15 protein-coding genes are annotated in these 14,293 nt (G+C 74.9%); 5 read left to right on the forward strand and 10 right to left on the reverse strand.

What is annotated here, in order from left to right:
* Positions 1-233 precede the first annotated feature (233 nt).
* Both G9H72_RS11120 and G9H72_RS22965 read right to left on the reverse strand, forming a co-directional pair.
* Positions 234-1,400 (reverse strand): LLM class flavin-dependent oxidoreductase, encoded by a 1,167-nt coding sequence (locus tag G9H72_RS11120; RefSeq protein ID WP_166170942.1) that lies wholly within the window; start codon positions 1,398-1,400, stop codon positions 234-236.
* A gap of 100 nt (positions 1,401-1,500) precedes the next feature.
* Complete coding sequence (locus G9H72_RS22965) at positions 1,501-2,412, reverse strand: lysyl oxidase family protein (RefSeq protein ID WP_166170944.1); 912 nt, start codon at positions 2,410-2,412, stop codon at positions 1,501-1,503.
* Between the two features lie 197 nt (positions 2,413-2,609).
* Between G9H72_RS22965 and G9H72_RS11130 the strand changes: the two genes are divergently transcribed.
* On the forward strand, positions 2,610-2,756 hold the full coding sequence (locus G9H72_RS11130) for a hypothetical protein (protein ID WP_166170946.1): 147 nt from the start codon (positions 2,610-2,612) through the stop codon (positions 2,754-2,756).
* 69 nt (positions 2,757-2,825) lie between these two features.
* Here the strand turns inward: G9H72_RS11130 and G9H72_RS11135 are convergent, their stop codons facing one another.
* From G9H72_RS11135 to mca, 8 genes are all read right to left on the reverse strand, one after another.
* Positions 2,826-3,527: a copper resistance CopC family protein gene (locus G9H72_RS11135; protein WP_166170948.1), complete on the reverse strand. Its 702-nt coding sequence runs from the start codon at positions 3,525-3,527 to the stop codon at positions 2,826-2,828.
* The gene (locus G9H72_RS11140) at positions 3,524-4,270 is read right to left on the reverse strand and encodes a YcnI family protein (protein ID WP_166170950.1); all 747 of its coding nucleotides are present in this window, start codon (positions 4,268-4,270) and stop codon (positions 3,524-3,526) included. Before G9H72_RS11140 ends, G9H72_RS11135 begins: the two co-directional genes overlap by 4 nt.
* Positions 4,271-4,316: 46 nt before the next feature.
* Entirely contained in the window at positions 4,317-4,739 is a 423-nt protein-coding gene (locus G9H72_RS11145; protein ID WP_166170952.1) for a cupredoxin domain-containing protein, read from the reverse strand.
* Between the two features lie 65 nt (positions 4,740-4,804).
* Entirely contained in the window at positions 4,805-5,530 is a 726-nt protein-coding gene (locus G9H72_RS11150; RefSeq protein ID WP_331272199.1) for a YcnI family copper-binding membrane protein, read from the reverse strand.
* 44 nt (positions 5,531-5,574) lie between these two features.
* The gene (locus G9H72_RS11155; RefSeq protein ID WP_166170956.1) at positions 5,575-7,392 is read right to left on the reverse strand and encodes a copper resistance CopC/CopD family protein; all 1,818 of its coding nucleotides are present in this window, start codon (positions 7,390-7,392) and stop codon (positions 5,575-5,577) included.
* 255 nt (positions 7,393-7,647) lie between these two features.
* Positions 7,648-9,483 carry a cellulase family glycosylhydrolase gene (locus G9H72_RS11160; protein WP_166170958.1) on the reverse strand — a complete coding sequence of 612 codons (1,836 nt, stop codon included), beginning with the start codon at positions 9,481-9,483 and terminating at the stop codon, positions 7,648-7,650.
* 143 nt (positions 9,484-9,626) lie between these two features.
* Positions 9,627-9,854, reverse strand: coding sequence for a hypothetical protein (locus G9H72_RS11165; protein WP_166170960.1), 228 nt, complete (start codon positions 9,852-9,854; stop codon positions 9,627-9,629).
* A complete protein-coding gene (gene mca / locus G9H72_RS11170) occupies positions 9,851-10,735 on the reverse strand; it encodes a mycothiol conjugate amidase Mca (RefSeq protein ID WP_166170962.1) in 885 nt (294 codons plus the stop codon). Before mca ends, G9H72_RS11165 begins: the two co-directional genes overlap by 4 nt.
* Before the next feature lie 45 nt (positions 10,736-10,780).
* Here mca and G9H72_RS21560 point away from each other — a divergent pair, with 45 nt between their 5' ends.
* The 4 genes from G9H72_RS21560 (at position 10,781) to G9H72_RS11190 (ending at position 14,126) form a co-directional block, all read left to right on the forward strand.
* Positions 10,781-11,284, forward strand: a complete 504-nt coding sequence (locus tag G9H72_RS21560) for a DUF4307 domain-containing protein (protein WP_331272200.1) — start codon at positions 10,781-10,783, stop codon at positions 11,282-11,284.
* 157 nt (positions 11,285-11,441) lie between these two features.
* Complete coding sequence (gene greA, locus G9H72_RS11180) at positions 11,442-11,933, forward strand: transcription elongation factor GreA (protein WP_166170966.1); 492 nt, start codon at positions 11,442-11,444, stop codon at positions 11,931-11,933.
* A gap of 139 nt (positions 11,934-12,072) precedes the next feature.
* On the forward strand, positions 12,073-12,555 hold the full coding sequence (locus G9H72_RS11185; RefSeq protein ID WP_166170968.1) for a MarR family winged helix-turn-helix transcriptional regulator: 483 nt from the start codon (positions 12,073-12,075) through the stop codon (positions 12,553-12,555).
* The gene (locus G9H72_RS11190) at positions 12,552-14,126 is read left to right on the forward strand and encodes an MDR family MFS transporter (protein ID WP_166170970.1); all 1,575 of its coding nucleotides are present in this window, start codon (positions 12,552-12,554) and stop codon (positions 14,124-14,126) included. Before G9H72_RS11185 ends, G9H72_RS11190 begins: the two co-directional genes overlap by 4 nt.
* The last annotated feature ends 167 nt before the right edge of the window (positions 14,127-14,293 follow it).

Consider the following 14,293-nt stretch of genomic DNA (forward strand, 5'->3'; position numbering starts at 1 on the left):
TCAGCCCGCCGAGGACGCGGTCAGCAGGACGCGTCGGGACGACGACAACACGCCATGGGGGCAGCGCGGCGCAGGTGGCGCGGGGTGCCGGCGGTGGTCGTCATGGAGGGAACCCTAGGTTCCGGCTCGGGCGGCGTCAAAACGGCCTGTCCGCATTCCGAGACGACGGCTCCGGCTCGCCCGGTCGCCGACAGCGGAAGCAGCGTTCATGCAGCAAGGTGCCGGTTTCCAGCTCACGGCCCGGCGGGCACCGGAGCGGCCCCCGCGAAGGGGATGCCGGTCGAGCGCACCGTGGCCGCCTGCAGCGGTGACGTCCACAGCCCGCGCCGGGCGAGGATCGGCAGCACGCCCTCGCCGAACCAGTAGGCCTCCTCCAGGTGCGGGACCCCGGAGAGCACGAACTCGTCGATGCCCAGCGCGGCGTACTCGGCGATGCGGTCGGCCACCTCGGTGTGGCTGCCGACGAGCGCCGTGCCCGCGCCGCCGCGTACGAGCCCCACGCCGGCCCAGAGGTTGGGGTAGACCTGGAGCGAGTCCTTCGTCCCGCCGTGCAGCGCGAGCATCCGCTTCTGGCCCTCGGACTCGCTGCGGGCGAGGCCGGCCTGCACCCCGGCGATCGTCGCGGGGCCCAGCCCGTCGAGCAGCCGCTGCGCCTCCGCCCACGCCGCCTCGGAGGTGTCGCGGGTGATGACGTGCAGCCGGATGCCGAAGCGGGGGGTACGCCCGGCGGCCGCGCCCAGCGCCCGGATCCAGTCGAGCTTCTGGGCGACCTGTGCCGGCGGCTCGCCCCAGGTGAGGTAGACGTCGGAGTGGGCCACCGCCACCGGGCCCGCGGCCGCCGAGGACCCGCCGAAGTAGAGCGGGGGCACCGGGCTGGGGACGTGCGGGATGCGCGCCCCTTGGACCCGCTGGTGCACCCCGTCGAAGTCGACCGTCTTCCCGCGCCACAGCGCGCGGACGATCTGCAGGAACTCGTCGGCCCGGGCGTACCGCTCGTCCTTGGCGAGGAAGTCGCCGTAGGCCCGCTGCTCGTGCGCCTCTCCCCCGACCACGACGTTGAGCAGCAGCCGTCCCTCGGAGGAGCTCTGAAACGTGGCGGCCATCTGCGCGGCCAGGGTGGGCGAGGTCAGGCCGGGGCGGAAGGCGACGAGGAACTTCAGCCGCTCGGTGCCCTCGACGAGCATCGCCGTCGACAGCCAGGCGTCGTCGCACCAGCCGCCGGTGGGGGTCAGCGCGCCCTCGAAGCCGAGCTGCTCGGCGCTGCGCGCGATCTGTCCGAGGTACGCCCGGGTGGCGGGCCGGACCCCGCCGGCGGTGCCGGGCGGCAGGCCGTGCCCACCGCCGACGATGTGCCGGCTGTCGCCGTACGTGGGAAGGAACCAGTGGAAGGTCAGGGACAAGGTCGTTCCTCGCTGCGGGCCGTGCGGCGGTCGGGGTGCCCCCGCCCACCCTTGCCGGTCGACCCTGAGCGCCGCCCCCGGACCGGTCAAGCTCCTCCCGTCACGGTGTCCGCAGGCTGGACAGCACTCCGCGGCAGAGGGCGGCCGAGCCCTTGCCGACCCGGGTGCCCTCGACGATGCGGACGGGCAGGACGGCCGCGTTGTCCTTCTCGTCGGTCTCCAGGAGCAGTCCGTCGGGGTCGGCCTCGAGCAGCAGGCAGTAGCCGCCGTCCGGCAGCGACCGGGGCAGCCGCAGCGCCTGCCCCGGCAGGTAGTGGCCGTAGACGTCGGCCCATCCCACAGCCACGCCCTGGACACGGGCACGGCCGCAGGTGCCGTAGTGACGTGCCTCGACCCGGCCGGTCGCGCCGGGCACCCGCCGGTTGTCCCGCAGGCAGAAGCTCACCTTGTCCGCGGACACGACGGCCCGCCCCGTCTCCGGGTCCAGCAGCGCGTACTTCGCCATCGCGTCGAGGTGCCAGTGGTTGTGCGTCGGATGGTCGAGCATGCAGCCGCCGCCGGCCCGGACGCTGTTGCGGTCCGCGGCCCGGTTGAAGCGGCCGTTGCGGTCGACGTCCTGGTAGATCACCTGCCGCGCCGAGATCTGGCCCGCGCTGCAGGCGCCGCGGCCCCCCGGCTTCACCTCCATCGGCCCGTCCCCCACGTTGGCGAGCGCGGCGCTGAAGCGGAGCAGCCGCTGGGCGCCGGAGCCGGCGATGTAGACGTCCTCGGCCGGCAGGCTGCGCATGTTCGGCAGCAGCGGGCGCGGCCCCGCGGCCCTCGGCGGGCCGCTGGAGGTGGGCGTCGGGGTGGCGGCCGTCGGCGTGGCCGCCGTCAGGACGGGGCCGCTCTCGTCCCCCCACGCCAGGGCCAGCACGCCGCCGGTCGCGAGCGCGGTGACCGCCGCAGCGGCGGTGCAGGCGCGTACGACCCGGCCTCGCAGCCGGGACTCGGTCCGTCGTCGGTCGCCCACGAGCATCGCCCCCAGAGCAGAAGGACCGGGGCCGCCGCCCCGCAAGCTCCCACCTTTCCCCAGATCGGGGCGTTCCGCCCACCGGAGCGCGGCCCCCCGGGCGTGTCGCGGCGGAGGTCGCGTTCCTCGACCGGCCGGCGGACGCCGGATGGGCCGCCCGGCTCGACCCGGCGCGGTACCTCCCCGACGAGTTCCGCGTGCGCGGACGGGAGGTCTACCTGCGCTGCACCGGCAGCAGCGTGCGGACGGCGCTCGGCAGCGGCTTGCCGAGGGGGCTGTCGGCGACGGCCACCACCCGCAGCTGGAACACGGTGCGCCGGCTCGAGCAGCTGGCGCGCGGCTGACCCGGCGGGCGCGTGGAGCGCGCCGCGCCGGCGGGCGGGGGAAGGGGCCGCCCGCCGGCGCGCAGCCGGTCAGGAGCGCGCGGTCAGCGAGCCGACGAGGACGACCTCGTGGAACTGCGAGACCCGCACGCGGACGGTCACCGAGTAGGTGCCGGGGAAGGGCAGCATGCCGCGCGCGCTCCTGCCCGCAGCCTTCCACACCAGGGCGGTCGGCAGCTTCGGGTGGCTGAGGCTGACCGTGCCGTCGATCGCGCGCACCGGAAGAGCGAGGCTGCGCACGCCCACCCGGTCCCCGCTTAGTCGGGCCGTCCGCTTCTTGCCGCTGCCGTCGGTCATGCTCAGCGTCTTCGCCGGGGCCGCCGGGGTCGGCAGCCCCACCGAGAAGGCGCGGGCGCTGGTCACCCGATGGCCGTCGCCGCTGACGACGGACCAGACGAGGGCGTAGCGGCCCTTGGGCAGGCCCGGTGTGGCGGCCGAGACCGACGAGCCGGAGTAGGTCGCCGGCCGCGACCGCACCGCGCCCTTGACGTCGAGGACCCGCAGCCCGGTGCTGGCGCCGCTGACCTTCTCGCTGAAGGTGACGTGGACCGAGGCCGGCGCCTTGGCCACGGTGCTGTCGGCCGCCGGAGTGGTGGCCTTCAGCTCGGCGTGCGCCCACGCGGGCGAGACCGGCAGCAGTGCCGTCGCGGTGGCGGTCAGGACGGCCGTGCCGGCCAGCATCCCGCGGCGCAGGAGGCCGGCCGGCGTACGGCTGCGGAGCGCAGTGCTCATGCCTTGTCGGTGGCGAGGACCTGGCCGCCCACCACGAGCTCGACGACGTCGTTGCGCTTCACCTTGGCGGCGGTGGCGCCGGTCGCCGTCCAGCCGACGTCGCCGGCCTTATCGAGCCGGACCCGGGCCACGACCGCCTGCGACTCCTGCACCCGCAGGGTGGCGAGCTTGCCCGCGTGCACCGCGGAGGCATCCGCGTCGACGCGCACGTTGCCCTTGGCGTTCTTCACGACGCTGAAGTCGGCCGTGGCGCGCACCGGGGAGGCGACCGTCACCAGGGTGGGGGCCGGGTGCTCGGCCTCCTGGTCGGCGCCGACCCAGGCCACCTCGGTGGCGCCGCACCTCTGGACCGTGTCGAAGGCGACGGTCTCGCCGACCTTCTCCGGGAGCCGGACGGACAGGCCGAAGTCCTCGAAGGCAGCGTCCGGCACGTTGCCGCCGGACCAGGTGACCATCGTGACCTTGCCGCTGGCGTCCTTGGCGATGTCGAGCGCCCACCCGGGCTTGTTCTGGGGCCGGGCCGAGGGGACGTTGGCGGGGATCTTCACGGTCACCGCCGTGGTGGCCGCGCCCGAGCAGCCGTGGCCGGCACGCAGCCAGACGGTGACGGACTTGCCGGCGACGGGGCTCGCGCCGTAGAGCTGCGCGGAGAAGTGCGCGGACGCGGGCGCCGCGTTGACGAGCGCCAGCGCGCCGGCGGCGAGCGACGTGGCGGCGGCCGCCACAACGGAACGACGGAACATCAATGGTCCTTCCACGAAGTCAGCAACAGGAACTGTGGGTGGGAGATCAGTCGGTGACGTCGAGCCTGAAGAGGAGGAGGCCGCTCTCGTGCGTCTCCACCTCGTACGACCCCGACGGCTTGGCCACGAACGTCAGCTGGCCCGGGACGTCGGGGTCGAGCGACAGCTCGGCGTCGATCCCGTGGACGTGCACGGTGTCCTCCTGGTCGCTCGTGGCGTCGATCCGCACGACGTCCCCCGTCTTCACGGTGACCGTCGTCGGCTCCGGCACGACCTTGCCGTCCTGCACGCTGACGGTGACGACCTTCGACGGCTCGGCGGTGACGGCCGCGGCGGGCTGGTCGGCGGCGGGCTCGGCGGCGCTGGTGTCCCCCGCGGAGCCGCAGCCGGCCAGAGCGGTCAGGGCGAGGGCCAGCGCAACGGCCCCGGCGAAGGCGCGGCGGGCGGGTCGGACGGTGCGGGCAGGCACAGGGGTACTCCGGCTTCGGTCTGGCTCGGGTGGGGCGAGGGGTGCGCGGGCGGGACGGTCGGGGCTCACGCCCTCCGGCGCAGCGCGAGGGCGCCGAGCACGCCGGCGGCGAGCCCCACGACCAGGCCGGCCACGCCGATCCAGGTCGCCCGGGCGACGTCGGAGTCGGTGGCGGCGTCCGCCGGGGCGGCCGCGGCCGGAGCACTGCCCGGGTCGGCGGCGGCGGTGTCCCCGTCAGCCCCCTGCGCGGCGGCCGGCTTGAGCGTGAGGACCGGGGCCGGCAGGTCCGGCTCGTCGGTCGACCCCGGCGCCGCCTGCTGGACCCACGCGACGTCCTCGCCGTCGCTGTAGCTCTGCACGGCCTTGAAGACGACCTGCTCGGCGTCGGGCATCGGGCCGGCGCTCACGTCGAACTCGTCGAACTCGCCGGGCTTGATGCCGTTGTCGCCCGTCGCGGTCCACGTGATCTGGGAGACCGCCTCGGTGATCTGCTGGCCGTGCGCCTCGATCGGGGTCGCGAGCGTCTCCTTCGTCACCTCGTAGGTCCAGCCCGGGTGCGGCTTCACGCTGACCGACGCGAACGGGGTGTCGATCGGGAACTGCACGGCCAGCTTCGTCGTCGAGGCGCTGTCGCTCTCCGTTGGCACCCGGAAGGTGAGGGCCGCGTACCCCCCCTGGGTCGCCTCGGAGGGGTTGACGGTGACGTGGGCTGCGGCGGGGCCGGCGGTGGCGACGAGCAGGACGAGGCCGACACCGGCGAGGGCGCCGGCGCGGCGGTACGAGCGGAGCACGGGAGGGACCTTTCCGAAGGGGTGAGGTGCGTCGGGTCGAGGGGTCATTCGACGGACAGCCGGGCCTCGGCGGTGATCTCGTCGTACTCGTCGAAGCCCACGGTGAAGTCGAGCTCCCACTCGCCGGCCGACGGCAGCTGCAGCCCGCTGCTGGCCCAGCGGCTGTCCTCGCCCGTGCCGTCCATCCGGACGGTGAGCGGGCCGAGTCCCTTCGCGGCGAGCGTCAGGTCGGCATGCATGTGCTCGGCGGGCTCGGGGCGGCCGTCCGGCCCCAGGACCGTGACGACGAGCTGGGCCGGCCCCGGCCGAGCCGGGTCGAGACGTACCTGCGCGACCCGGCCGCCGCCCAGGTCGACCGAGGCGTCGGCGACGGGGGCGTACGCGGCACGGGCGGGGGTCATGCCGACGAGCGCCGCCGTGACCGCGAGGACGACGAGGGCCCCGGCGAGCTCGACTCCCACCGCACGCCGCAGGGCCAGCACGCCCGGGCGCGGGTCGGCGACCGTGCCCGGCCCGGCGAGCGCCACGACCGGCGGGCGCGCAGGGATCCGGCGCCGGACGAGCGCGCGCGACCCCGCCGCGACGAGGACGATCCCGGCGACGAGCGCCACCTTGATCAGCAGCAGCCGTCCGTAGGTCGTGTCGGTCAGCGCCGCCACGCTGCGGACCTGCAGCCACCCCTGCCAGCTGCCGGTGACGGCCAGCACGGCGACGCAGCCCAGGGCGACCGTGGAGAAGCGGCGGACGGCCTCGACCGGGGAGGCGCCCTCGACGCGGGGCGGGCGGAGCGCGACGACGGCCAGCGTGGCCAGGCCGCCCAGCCACACCGCCATGGCCAGCAGGTGCAGCGCGTCCGAGGCCAGGGCGAGCACGAGCGGGTGCTCGGCCCGGGGATGCCCGGCCATGCCGAAGCTGACCGCCAGCGCCCCGGCCGCCAGCACGCACACCGCGGCGACCTCTCGGCTCACCCGTCGCTCGGTCGAGTGCAGCGCCCAGGGCAGGACCGCGACCAGCACCGCGGCGGCGCCGAGGCGGAGCGCGATCGCCTGGCCCACCGGCCCCTCGGCGCCCGCCCGCAGCACGTCCCCCGAGAGGAGCTGCCCAGCGGGCAGGCCGGAGACGGCCAGCCCCTGCACGAGCAGTTGGGCGACCGCCGCCACGATCACCGTGCCGAGCCCGACGGTGACGACCCGCTCGGTCGTCCGCGAGCGTCCGCCCGGCCAGCAGAGCACGACGAACGCCGCCACGCCCAGGCCGGCCACGAGGCCGAGGTACGCCACCCCGCGGACCACGGCCGCCGGCCCGGAGTAGGGCGTGCCCATGTCGTCGGCGCCGGGGTCGACGAGCCCACCGGGCCGGACCGTGCCGACGCTGAACGACCAGCCGTCGGTGATCGGGTGGGAGTCGGCCGAGACGATGCGGTAGGACACGAGGTAGGTCCCCGGCGGCAGGTCGGCCGCCAACGGCACCGTGATGCGGGTGGCGTCCTGCGGGTCGACCTGGGGGTCGCCCGCTGTGACCGAGCGTCCCTCCGCGTCGACGACCGTGAGCCCCCGCGGCGCCAGGCTGACCGGCTCGGAGAAGTCGGCGACGACCTCGGGGGGGGCGGTTGGCAGGCCCTCGCCGGCGGCGGGGGCCGTGCTCTCCAGCCGGGCGTGGGCCGCAGCCGGCCCGGCCGCGGCGACGAGCCCCACGAGGCCGACGAGGGCGGTGACGAGGGCGAGCAGCAGCGCGGCGGCGGCGCGCCGCGACGACCGGCCGGGGGCACCGGCCGCCAGTGCGACACCGGTGGCGCGGCCTCGACGGCGGGCAGCACCACCGGCTCCGTGCCGACGGCTGCGCGCCGCCTCTGCTCCGCTCACCTGCCGCCCCATGTCCGGGTAGTCCGTCGACGCCGTGCGAAAGTTCCCCGGGCCGGCCCGGATGTTCCTCCCCCTCGTTCGCGGGCGGACACCTGCACGGGGCCGGGCAGAGCGGCCCATGCTCGCAGAACCTCGTGCAGGGCCGGGTAGGAACGGCGAGGACCGGCGAGAGCCCGGGCGACGGGCCCTGCGACCTGCCGGCGACAGCACGAAGGCCCGCCCCCGGGAGGGAGCGGGCCTGTGCAGGCGGCAGGGTCAGCCGCGGGCCGAGGCGACCGACATCCGCGTAGCGTCGGCACCGCCGCCGACGACCAGGACCGGGGTCGGCCCGACCGCGATCCGGTCGCCCGCGGCCCGGGCCACGACGCTGCCGTCCAGAGCGACCACGGCGGAGGTGCCGGCCGGGGCCGTGACCCCGCTGGAGCCGTCCCGCCGCCAGACCACCTGCGCCCAGCCGCCGCTGTTGGGGCGCAGCGAGCAGGCGTGGACCCCGGAGACCTCGGTGCAGCCGACGAGCAGGGAGTCGCTCAGCCAGCCGGACACCCGCGACCAGGCCTGCGCCGGCGCGGAAGGGCCCTGCGCGGTCTCGGCCACGTGGATGCCGAGGATGCGGGAGGCACCCCACGCGTACCAGAAGACGCGGTCCACGCCGGCGGCCCGGTCGAGCAGCAGGGTGCGGGCGACGTACGCGCTGCCGAGCGGCTCGGGGATCGCCACGGCGTCGTTGATGCCACCGACCACGCCGTAGTTGACCTCGGTGTTCCACACCGGCTTGCTCACGCCACGGTTGCGCAGCGTCGTCGCCAGCGTCTCCAGCTGGCCGACCGCGTCCTCGGGGTCCTGGTCGGCGAAGGGGTAGAGGTGCAGCGAGAGGGCGTCGACGTCACGGGCACCGGGCGCGTCGAAGTAGCGGTAGATCCAGCCGATCTGGCCCTTGGTCCGCGTCGCGAAGCCCGGGCTCAGCACCAGGGCCCGCGGGTCGGCTGCCTTGACCGCCTTGTGGGCGAGCGAGCTGAGCTGCGCGAGCTGCTCCTCGCTGCCGTGGAAGTAGTCACCGACGAAGTTCGGCTCGTTCCAGATCTCGTACGCCTCGATGCGGCCCTTGTAGCGGGAGGCCACGGCGCTCACGTACGCGCTCCAGCGGCCCATGTCGGCCGGCGGCATGCTCGACCCGGCGGCGATCACGCCCGGGGCAGCGGGGTCGGACGACGCCCACGTCGGGGTCTGCCCCAGGACGAGCAGCGGCTTGAGCCCACGCGCCTCGGCCGCCGCGACGACGGCGTCGAGCGTGGCCCAGGCCCACTGGCCCGGGGCGGGCTCGAGCTCGGCCCACGTGGTGCCGGTGTCCCAGAGCCGGATGCTGGCGAAGGAGGAGGCCATCGCGGCCGGCCACGAGGTGGCGGACGCGCCACCCGTGACGTGCAGGCCGAAGAAGTCCGGTCGGGTGCGCCCGAGCGGCTGCACGCTGGGGACCAGCGGGGCGTCGACCGGCTTGGCGACGGGGCCCGGCTGCGGCTTCGTGCTGACCACGGGCAGGCAGGGCAGCGGCAGCTTGGGCGCGGGCTTCGTGACGACAGGCTTCTTGGGCGCGGGCTTCTTCACCGCGGGCTTCTTCACCGCCGGCTTTTTCACCGCCGGCTTCTTCACCGCCGGCTTCTCGACCGCCGGCTTCTTCACCACGACCTTCTTGGCCGGCGTCCGCACGAGATTGGACGCAACGAGCTTCGCCGCAGCCTTCTTCGCCGCAGCCTCCTTCTGCGAAGCGGTCTTCTTCTTCGCGGCGGGCTGCCGCTTGGCGGCAGCCTTCTTCTTCGCGGCCGGCTTCTTCTTCGCGGCGGGCTTCTTCTTCGCGGCCGGCTTCTTGACCGCCGGCTTCTTGACGACGGGCTTCTTCGCGACAGGCTTCTTGACGACGGGCTTGTTCGCCGGCGTGCACGCGGCCGCAGCGGCCACGGCGTCGGCCGTCGACACCTCGGACGCCACAGCGCGCGCGCCGCCCGCGGGCAGCAGGCCCGCCAGCAGGGCGAGGCCGAGGACGGCCAGGCCGACCAGCCGCGACCGTCGCTGCGGGGCGGAGGTACGCAGATGCACAGGATGCTCCGGGAGGTCGTTGGGGAGCCCGGATCGGCTCCGCGACCTTCATCGGCAGCACGGGCCCCGCCCTGAACCCCCGGTCCCGGCCGCGCGGGGACCTTCGCCCCTCGTCCGCCGGGCGCCTCTGCCCCCGTCCCGGATCAGGCGCCGGGAGTCGCCCGCCCGTGCGGTCGCTTCGGCTGCGCGGCCTCGTCGGCCTTCTCCTCGAAGCGCACCCGGCCCAGGTGCCGGTTCATCGACCGGATCAGCAGCCACAGCGCGGCGCCGAGCAGCGCGAACAGCAGGAAGCCGGTGAGGCCGGGCGTGATCTTCGACTCGTCGATCTGCTCGGCCGCGAGGGGCAGCGCCAGCAGGGTGGTGGTGCTCATGCGGCGGGCTCCCCGAGCTCGGAACGGATGCCGGCGAACAGGTCGTCCTCCGGCAGGCTGACGGGGACGAGCGAGCGGGCGAGCTCGAAGTCCTCGGTCGGCCAGGCCTTCTGCTGCATCTCCAGCGGGCAGGCGAACCACACCCCGTCCGGGTCGACCTGCGTCGCATGGGCGAGCAGCGCCCTGTCGCGCACCTCGAACCAGGCCGCGCAGTCCACGTGCGTGGTCACCGCACGGTCGGCGCGGTCGGCCCAGCGCTCGAGCCACTCCTCGTAGGGCGAGGGCAGGCCCGCGGCCAGCAGCGCCTCGTGCAGCGCCGTCGTGCGCGGGCGGGAGAAGGTCTGGTTGTAGTAGAGCTTGAGCGGCTGCCACGGCGCGCCCGTGCCCGGGTACGCCGCGGGGTCGGGCGCGGCGTCGAAGGCCGCGGCCGTGATCTTGTGGCACATGATGTGGTCGGGGTGCGGGTAGCCGCCCTCCTCGTCGTACGTCGTGATGACGTGCGGGCGGAACTCCCGGATCACCCGTACCAGCGGCTCGGCCGCCTCCTCGACGTCCTGCAGCGCGAAGCAGCCCGCGGGCAGCGGCGGCAGCGGGTCGCCCTCCGGCAGCCCGGAGTCGACGAAGCCGAGCCAGGTCTGGCGCACGCCGAGGATCTCGCGGGCGCGCTCCATCTCGCGGCGCCGGATCTCCGGCAGGTTCGCCGCGATCTCGGGGTCGCCCTGCAGCCTGGGGTTGAGGACGTCCCCGCGCTCCCCGCCCGTGCACGTCGCCACGAGGACGTCCACGCCCTCGGCGACGTAGCGCGCCATGGCCGCGGCGCCCTTGCTCGACTCGTCGTCGGGGTGCGCGTGCACCGCCAGGAGCCTCAACTGCTCCGCCACTTGCCCCTCCAGCTGCCAGACCTCGCGCGTTCCCGCTCGGGGCGGGTGCGCCCGCTATGGGAACATGGGCGGCAGGCGCGCTTCTTCCGCCGCCCGACAGTCCATCATCGCCCGCCCGCCGCCGCGGCGCGCCCGTCCCGAGGGGTCGACCTGTCCGTCCCGCCCTCCGCCCGCCGGCCGCCCGAGCGCTACGGCGACCTCACCCGGGGCCGCCGCAGGGCCCTCGTCGCCGGCGTGGCCGCCCTCGCGGTCGCCGGGGCGGGCTGGCTGGCGTGGGCCGGCATCAGCGCGGGCGACAAGGACGTGCACGCGCGCGTGCTGTCGTACGACCCCGTGGACGCCCGGGGCGTGGCCACGCGCGTGGAGATCCGCAAGCCGCGCGACGAGGAGGCGGTCTGCCGGCTGCGGGCCCTGGACCGGGCCTTCGCCACCGTCGGGCGGGCCGACGCGGTGGCGCCCGCCGGCACCGAGAAGACCGTGCTCGAGCTCACCGTGCCGACGACGGCGCAGGCGGTCAACGCCGAGCTGGTCCGCTGCGCGTTGCGCTGAGGCGGCTGCCGGCCGGGCCCGCCGACGGGGCCGCGGACGGTGCGCCGGTGGGGCCGGACCGCGCTGCGCGGGCCGGTAGGATCGGCGATTCATCACGTACGACCACAAGCCGCCGCGACGGTGCGGGGCTGTCCTTGTCGAAGACTGGAGCGATGGCGTGACCGAGACGAGCGCGACCGCGACCTGGCTGTCCCAGGAGCAGCACGACCGGCTCCAGGCCGAGCTCGACCACCTGCGTGGTCCGGCACGAGCCGAGATCGTCAAGCGCATCGAGGCCGCCCGCGAGGAGGGGGACCTCAAGGAGAACGGCGGCTACCACGCGGCGAAGGAGGAGCAGGGCAAGCAGGAGGCGCGCATCCGCCAGCTGCAGTCCCTGCTCGAGAACGCCCGGGTCGGGGAGCCTCCGGCCGCCGCCGACGGCGTCGTGACGGCCGGCATGGTGGTGACGGCCGAGGTCGCCGGTGACGAGATGACCTTCCTGCTGGGCCTGCGCGAGGGCAGCTCCGGCGACGTCGACGTCTACTCCCCCACCTCGCCGCTGGGCACCGCGATCTCCGGGGCGAAGGTGGGCGACCAGGTCAGCTACACCGCGCCCAACGGCCGGGAGATCCCGGTCGTGATCAAGGCCGCGAAGCCGTACGCCGGCTGACGCGCACGCCGTCGCCGAAGGGGCGCCTCCCGCTGCGGGAGGCGCCCCTTCCTCGTTCCCGCCGGGCCGGCGCCGGGTCGCCGCTCTCCCCCGGGTTATTCACTTGCGCGGCGCAACCAACTCTGCGTAGCCTACTTGCATGCCCCAACCAACCGACTGTCGTCCGGCGCCTCCGGGCGCCGACGCCGGCGACGTCATCGGAGACGCGCTCCTGCGCGCGGTCCGGGCACTCAAGGGAGCGCGCGGCAGCGCTCCGGTCGACGGGCCGTGCCTGGGCGTGCTGCACGCCATCTCCACCCGGGGCCCCGTACGCCCCGGGGACGTGGCCGCCGAGATCGCGCTCGACGCCTCCACCGTGAGCCGTCACGTGCAGTCGCTCGAGCGGCTCGGCCTCGTCGGGCGCGAGCGCGACCCGGCGGACGGCCGCGCCCACCGCGTCGCCGTCACCAGCGCCGGGGACGAGGCGCTCGACAGCGCCCGGGACGCCCGACGCGCCGTGCTCGATGCCGCCCTCGCCGGCTGGGAGGCCGCCGACCGCGAGCGCCTGGCCGGCCTGCTGGCCCGGCTGGCCGACGAGCTGACCCGCCCCTCTGCACCCGCACCTACCGGGGAGAACCGATGACCACGGAGCCGATGACGCCCGAGGCGCCGACGTACCTCTCCCACCGCCAGATCCTGGCGGTGATGAGCGCCCTCATGCTCGGCATGCTCCTCGCCGCGCTCGACCAGACCATCGTCTCGACCGCGCTGCCCACCATCGTCGGGGAGTTCGGCGGGGTCGAGCACCTGTCCTGGGTCGCCACCGCGTACCTGCTGACGTCCACGGCGTCGACGCCGCTCTACGGCAAGATCAGCGACCTCTACGGGCGCAAGCCGGTGTTCCAGTTCGCGATCGTCGTGTTCCTGCTCGGCTCGGTCCTCGCCGGCCTCTCGCAGAACATGGGCCAGCTGATCGCCACCCGGGCGATCCAGGGCATCGGCGCGGGCGGCCTGATGGCGCTCGTGTTCGCGATCATCGGCGACGTCATCCCCCCGCGCGAGCGCGGCCGCTACCAGGGGCTGTTCGGCGCGGTCTGGGGCCTGTCGAGCGTGGCCGGCCCGCTGCTCGGCGGCTTCTTCACCGAGCACGCGTCCTGGCGCTGGATCTTCTACATCAACCTGCCGATCGGCGCCGTCGCGCTCGTCGTGGTCGCGGTCGTGCTCAAGCTGCCGGTCAACAAGCAGCAGCACACGATCGACTACCTCGGCTCCACGCTGCTCGTCGCGAGCACCTCCGCCCTGCTGCTCTACCTGTCCTGGGCCGGGACGGAGTACGGCTGGCTCGACGGCAGGTCGCTCGTCCTGCTCGTCGCCGCGATCGTGCTCGGTGTCGTGTTCGTATGGTGGGAGACCAGGGCGAGCGAGCCGATCCTGCCGCTCGACATCTTCCGCAACGACATCGTCTCGGTGACGAGCGCGATCGGCTTCCTGCTCGGCTTCGGCATGTTCGGCGCCATCATCTACATCCCGATCTATCTGCAGGTCGTCGACGGGGTCTCCCCGACCCAGTCGGGCCTGCTGATGCTGCCGCTCATGCTGGGCATCCTCGTGTCGTCGATCTGGTCGGGCCGCGCGATCACGTCCATGGGCCGCTACAAGGTCTTCCCCGTCGCGGGCACGGCGCTGATGGCGGTCGGGCTGGCGCTGCTCTCCACGCTGGGCACCGACACGTCGCGCTGGCTCAGCGGGCTCTACATGTTCGTCGTCGGCGCCGGCCTGGGCCTGGTCATGCAGGTCCTGATCATCGCCGTGCAGAACGCCGTCGACTTCCGGGTCATGGGCGTCGCGACCTCCGCGTCGACGTTCTTCCGCTCCATGGGCGGGACGCTCGGCATCGCCGTGCTCGGCGCGGTCCTGACCTCGCGGCTGGCCGCGAACCTCGAGGACGAGCTGCCCGCCGGCGCGGCCGACACGATCCCTCCCGGGGACCTGACCGGCAGCCCCGACGTCATCAAGGCGCTCCCGCCGCAGGTGCACGGCCCGGTGGTCGAGGCCTTCGTGGACTCGCTGCAGACCGTCTTCCTGTGCGCCGTGCCCGTCGCGGTCCTGGCGTTCGTGCTCGCGCTCTTCCTCCGCGAGATCCCGCTGCGCGGCCAGGGCGGCGCCAAGGACGGCGAGCAGTCCGACGCCCCGCCCGCGTTCGCGATGGACTAGCCCCACCGCAGCGCCCTCCCCACGGAGTGCTGCGGACGTGGCGAGCTGCCCCGAGCCTGGGGCAGCTCGCCGCATCTGCAGGACCGCCGCGGACGGCCCGGGCGCATTCCCTGCCTCGTTACGCGGTACGCGGACAGCTCGGCGCTCGCGGAGGCGCCGGCCCCGGA

Source organism: Motilibacter aurantiacus (assembly GCF_011250645.1).
GTDB classification, from domain to species: Bacteria; Actinomycetota; Actinomycetes; order Motilibacterales; family Motilibacteraceae; genus Motilibacter_A; species Motilibacter_A aurantiacus.

What these genes read in the sequence shown, in the direction of transcription:
- G9H72_RS11135 (WP_166170948.1), bottom strand. Translation starts at nt 3,527, where the DNA reads ATGAGCACTGCGCTCCGCAGCCGTACGCCGGCCGGCCTCCTGCGCCGC.
- G9H72_RS11140 (WP_166170950.1), bottom strand. Translation starts at nt 4,270, where the DNA reads ATGTTCCGTCGTTCCGTTGTGGCGGCCGCCGCCACGTCGCTCGCCGCC.
- G9H72_RS11165 (WP_166170960.1), bottom strand. Translation starts at nt 9,854, where the DNA reads ATGAGCACCACCACCCTGCTGGCGCTGCCCCTCGCGGCCGAGCAGATC.
- G9H72_RS11185 (WP_166170968.1), top strand. Translation starts at nt 12,073, where the DNA reads ATGCCCCAACCAACCGACTGTCGTCCGGCGCCTCCGGGCGCCGACGCC.
- G9H72_RS11190 (WP_166170970.1), top strand. Translation starts at nt 12,552, where the DNA reads ATGACCACGGAGCCGATGACGCCCGAGGCGCCGACGTACCTCTCCCAC.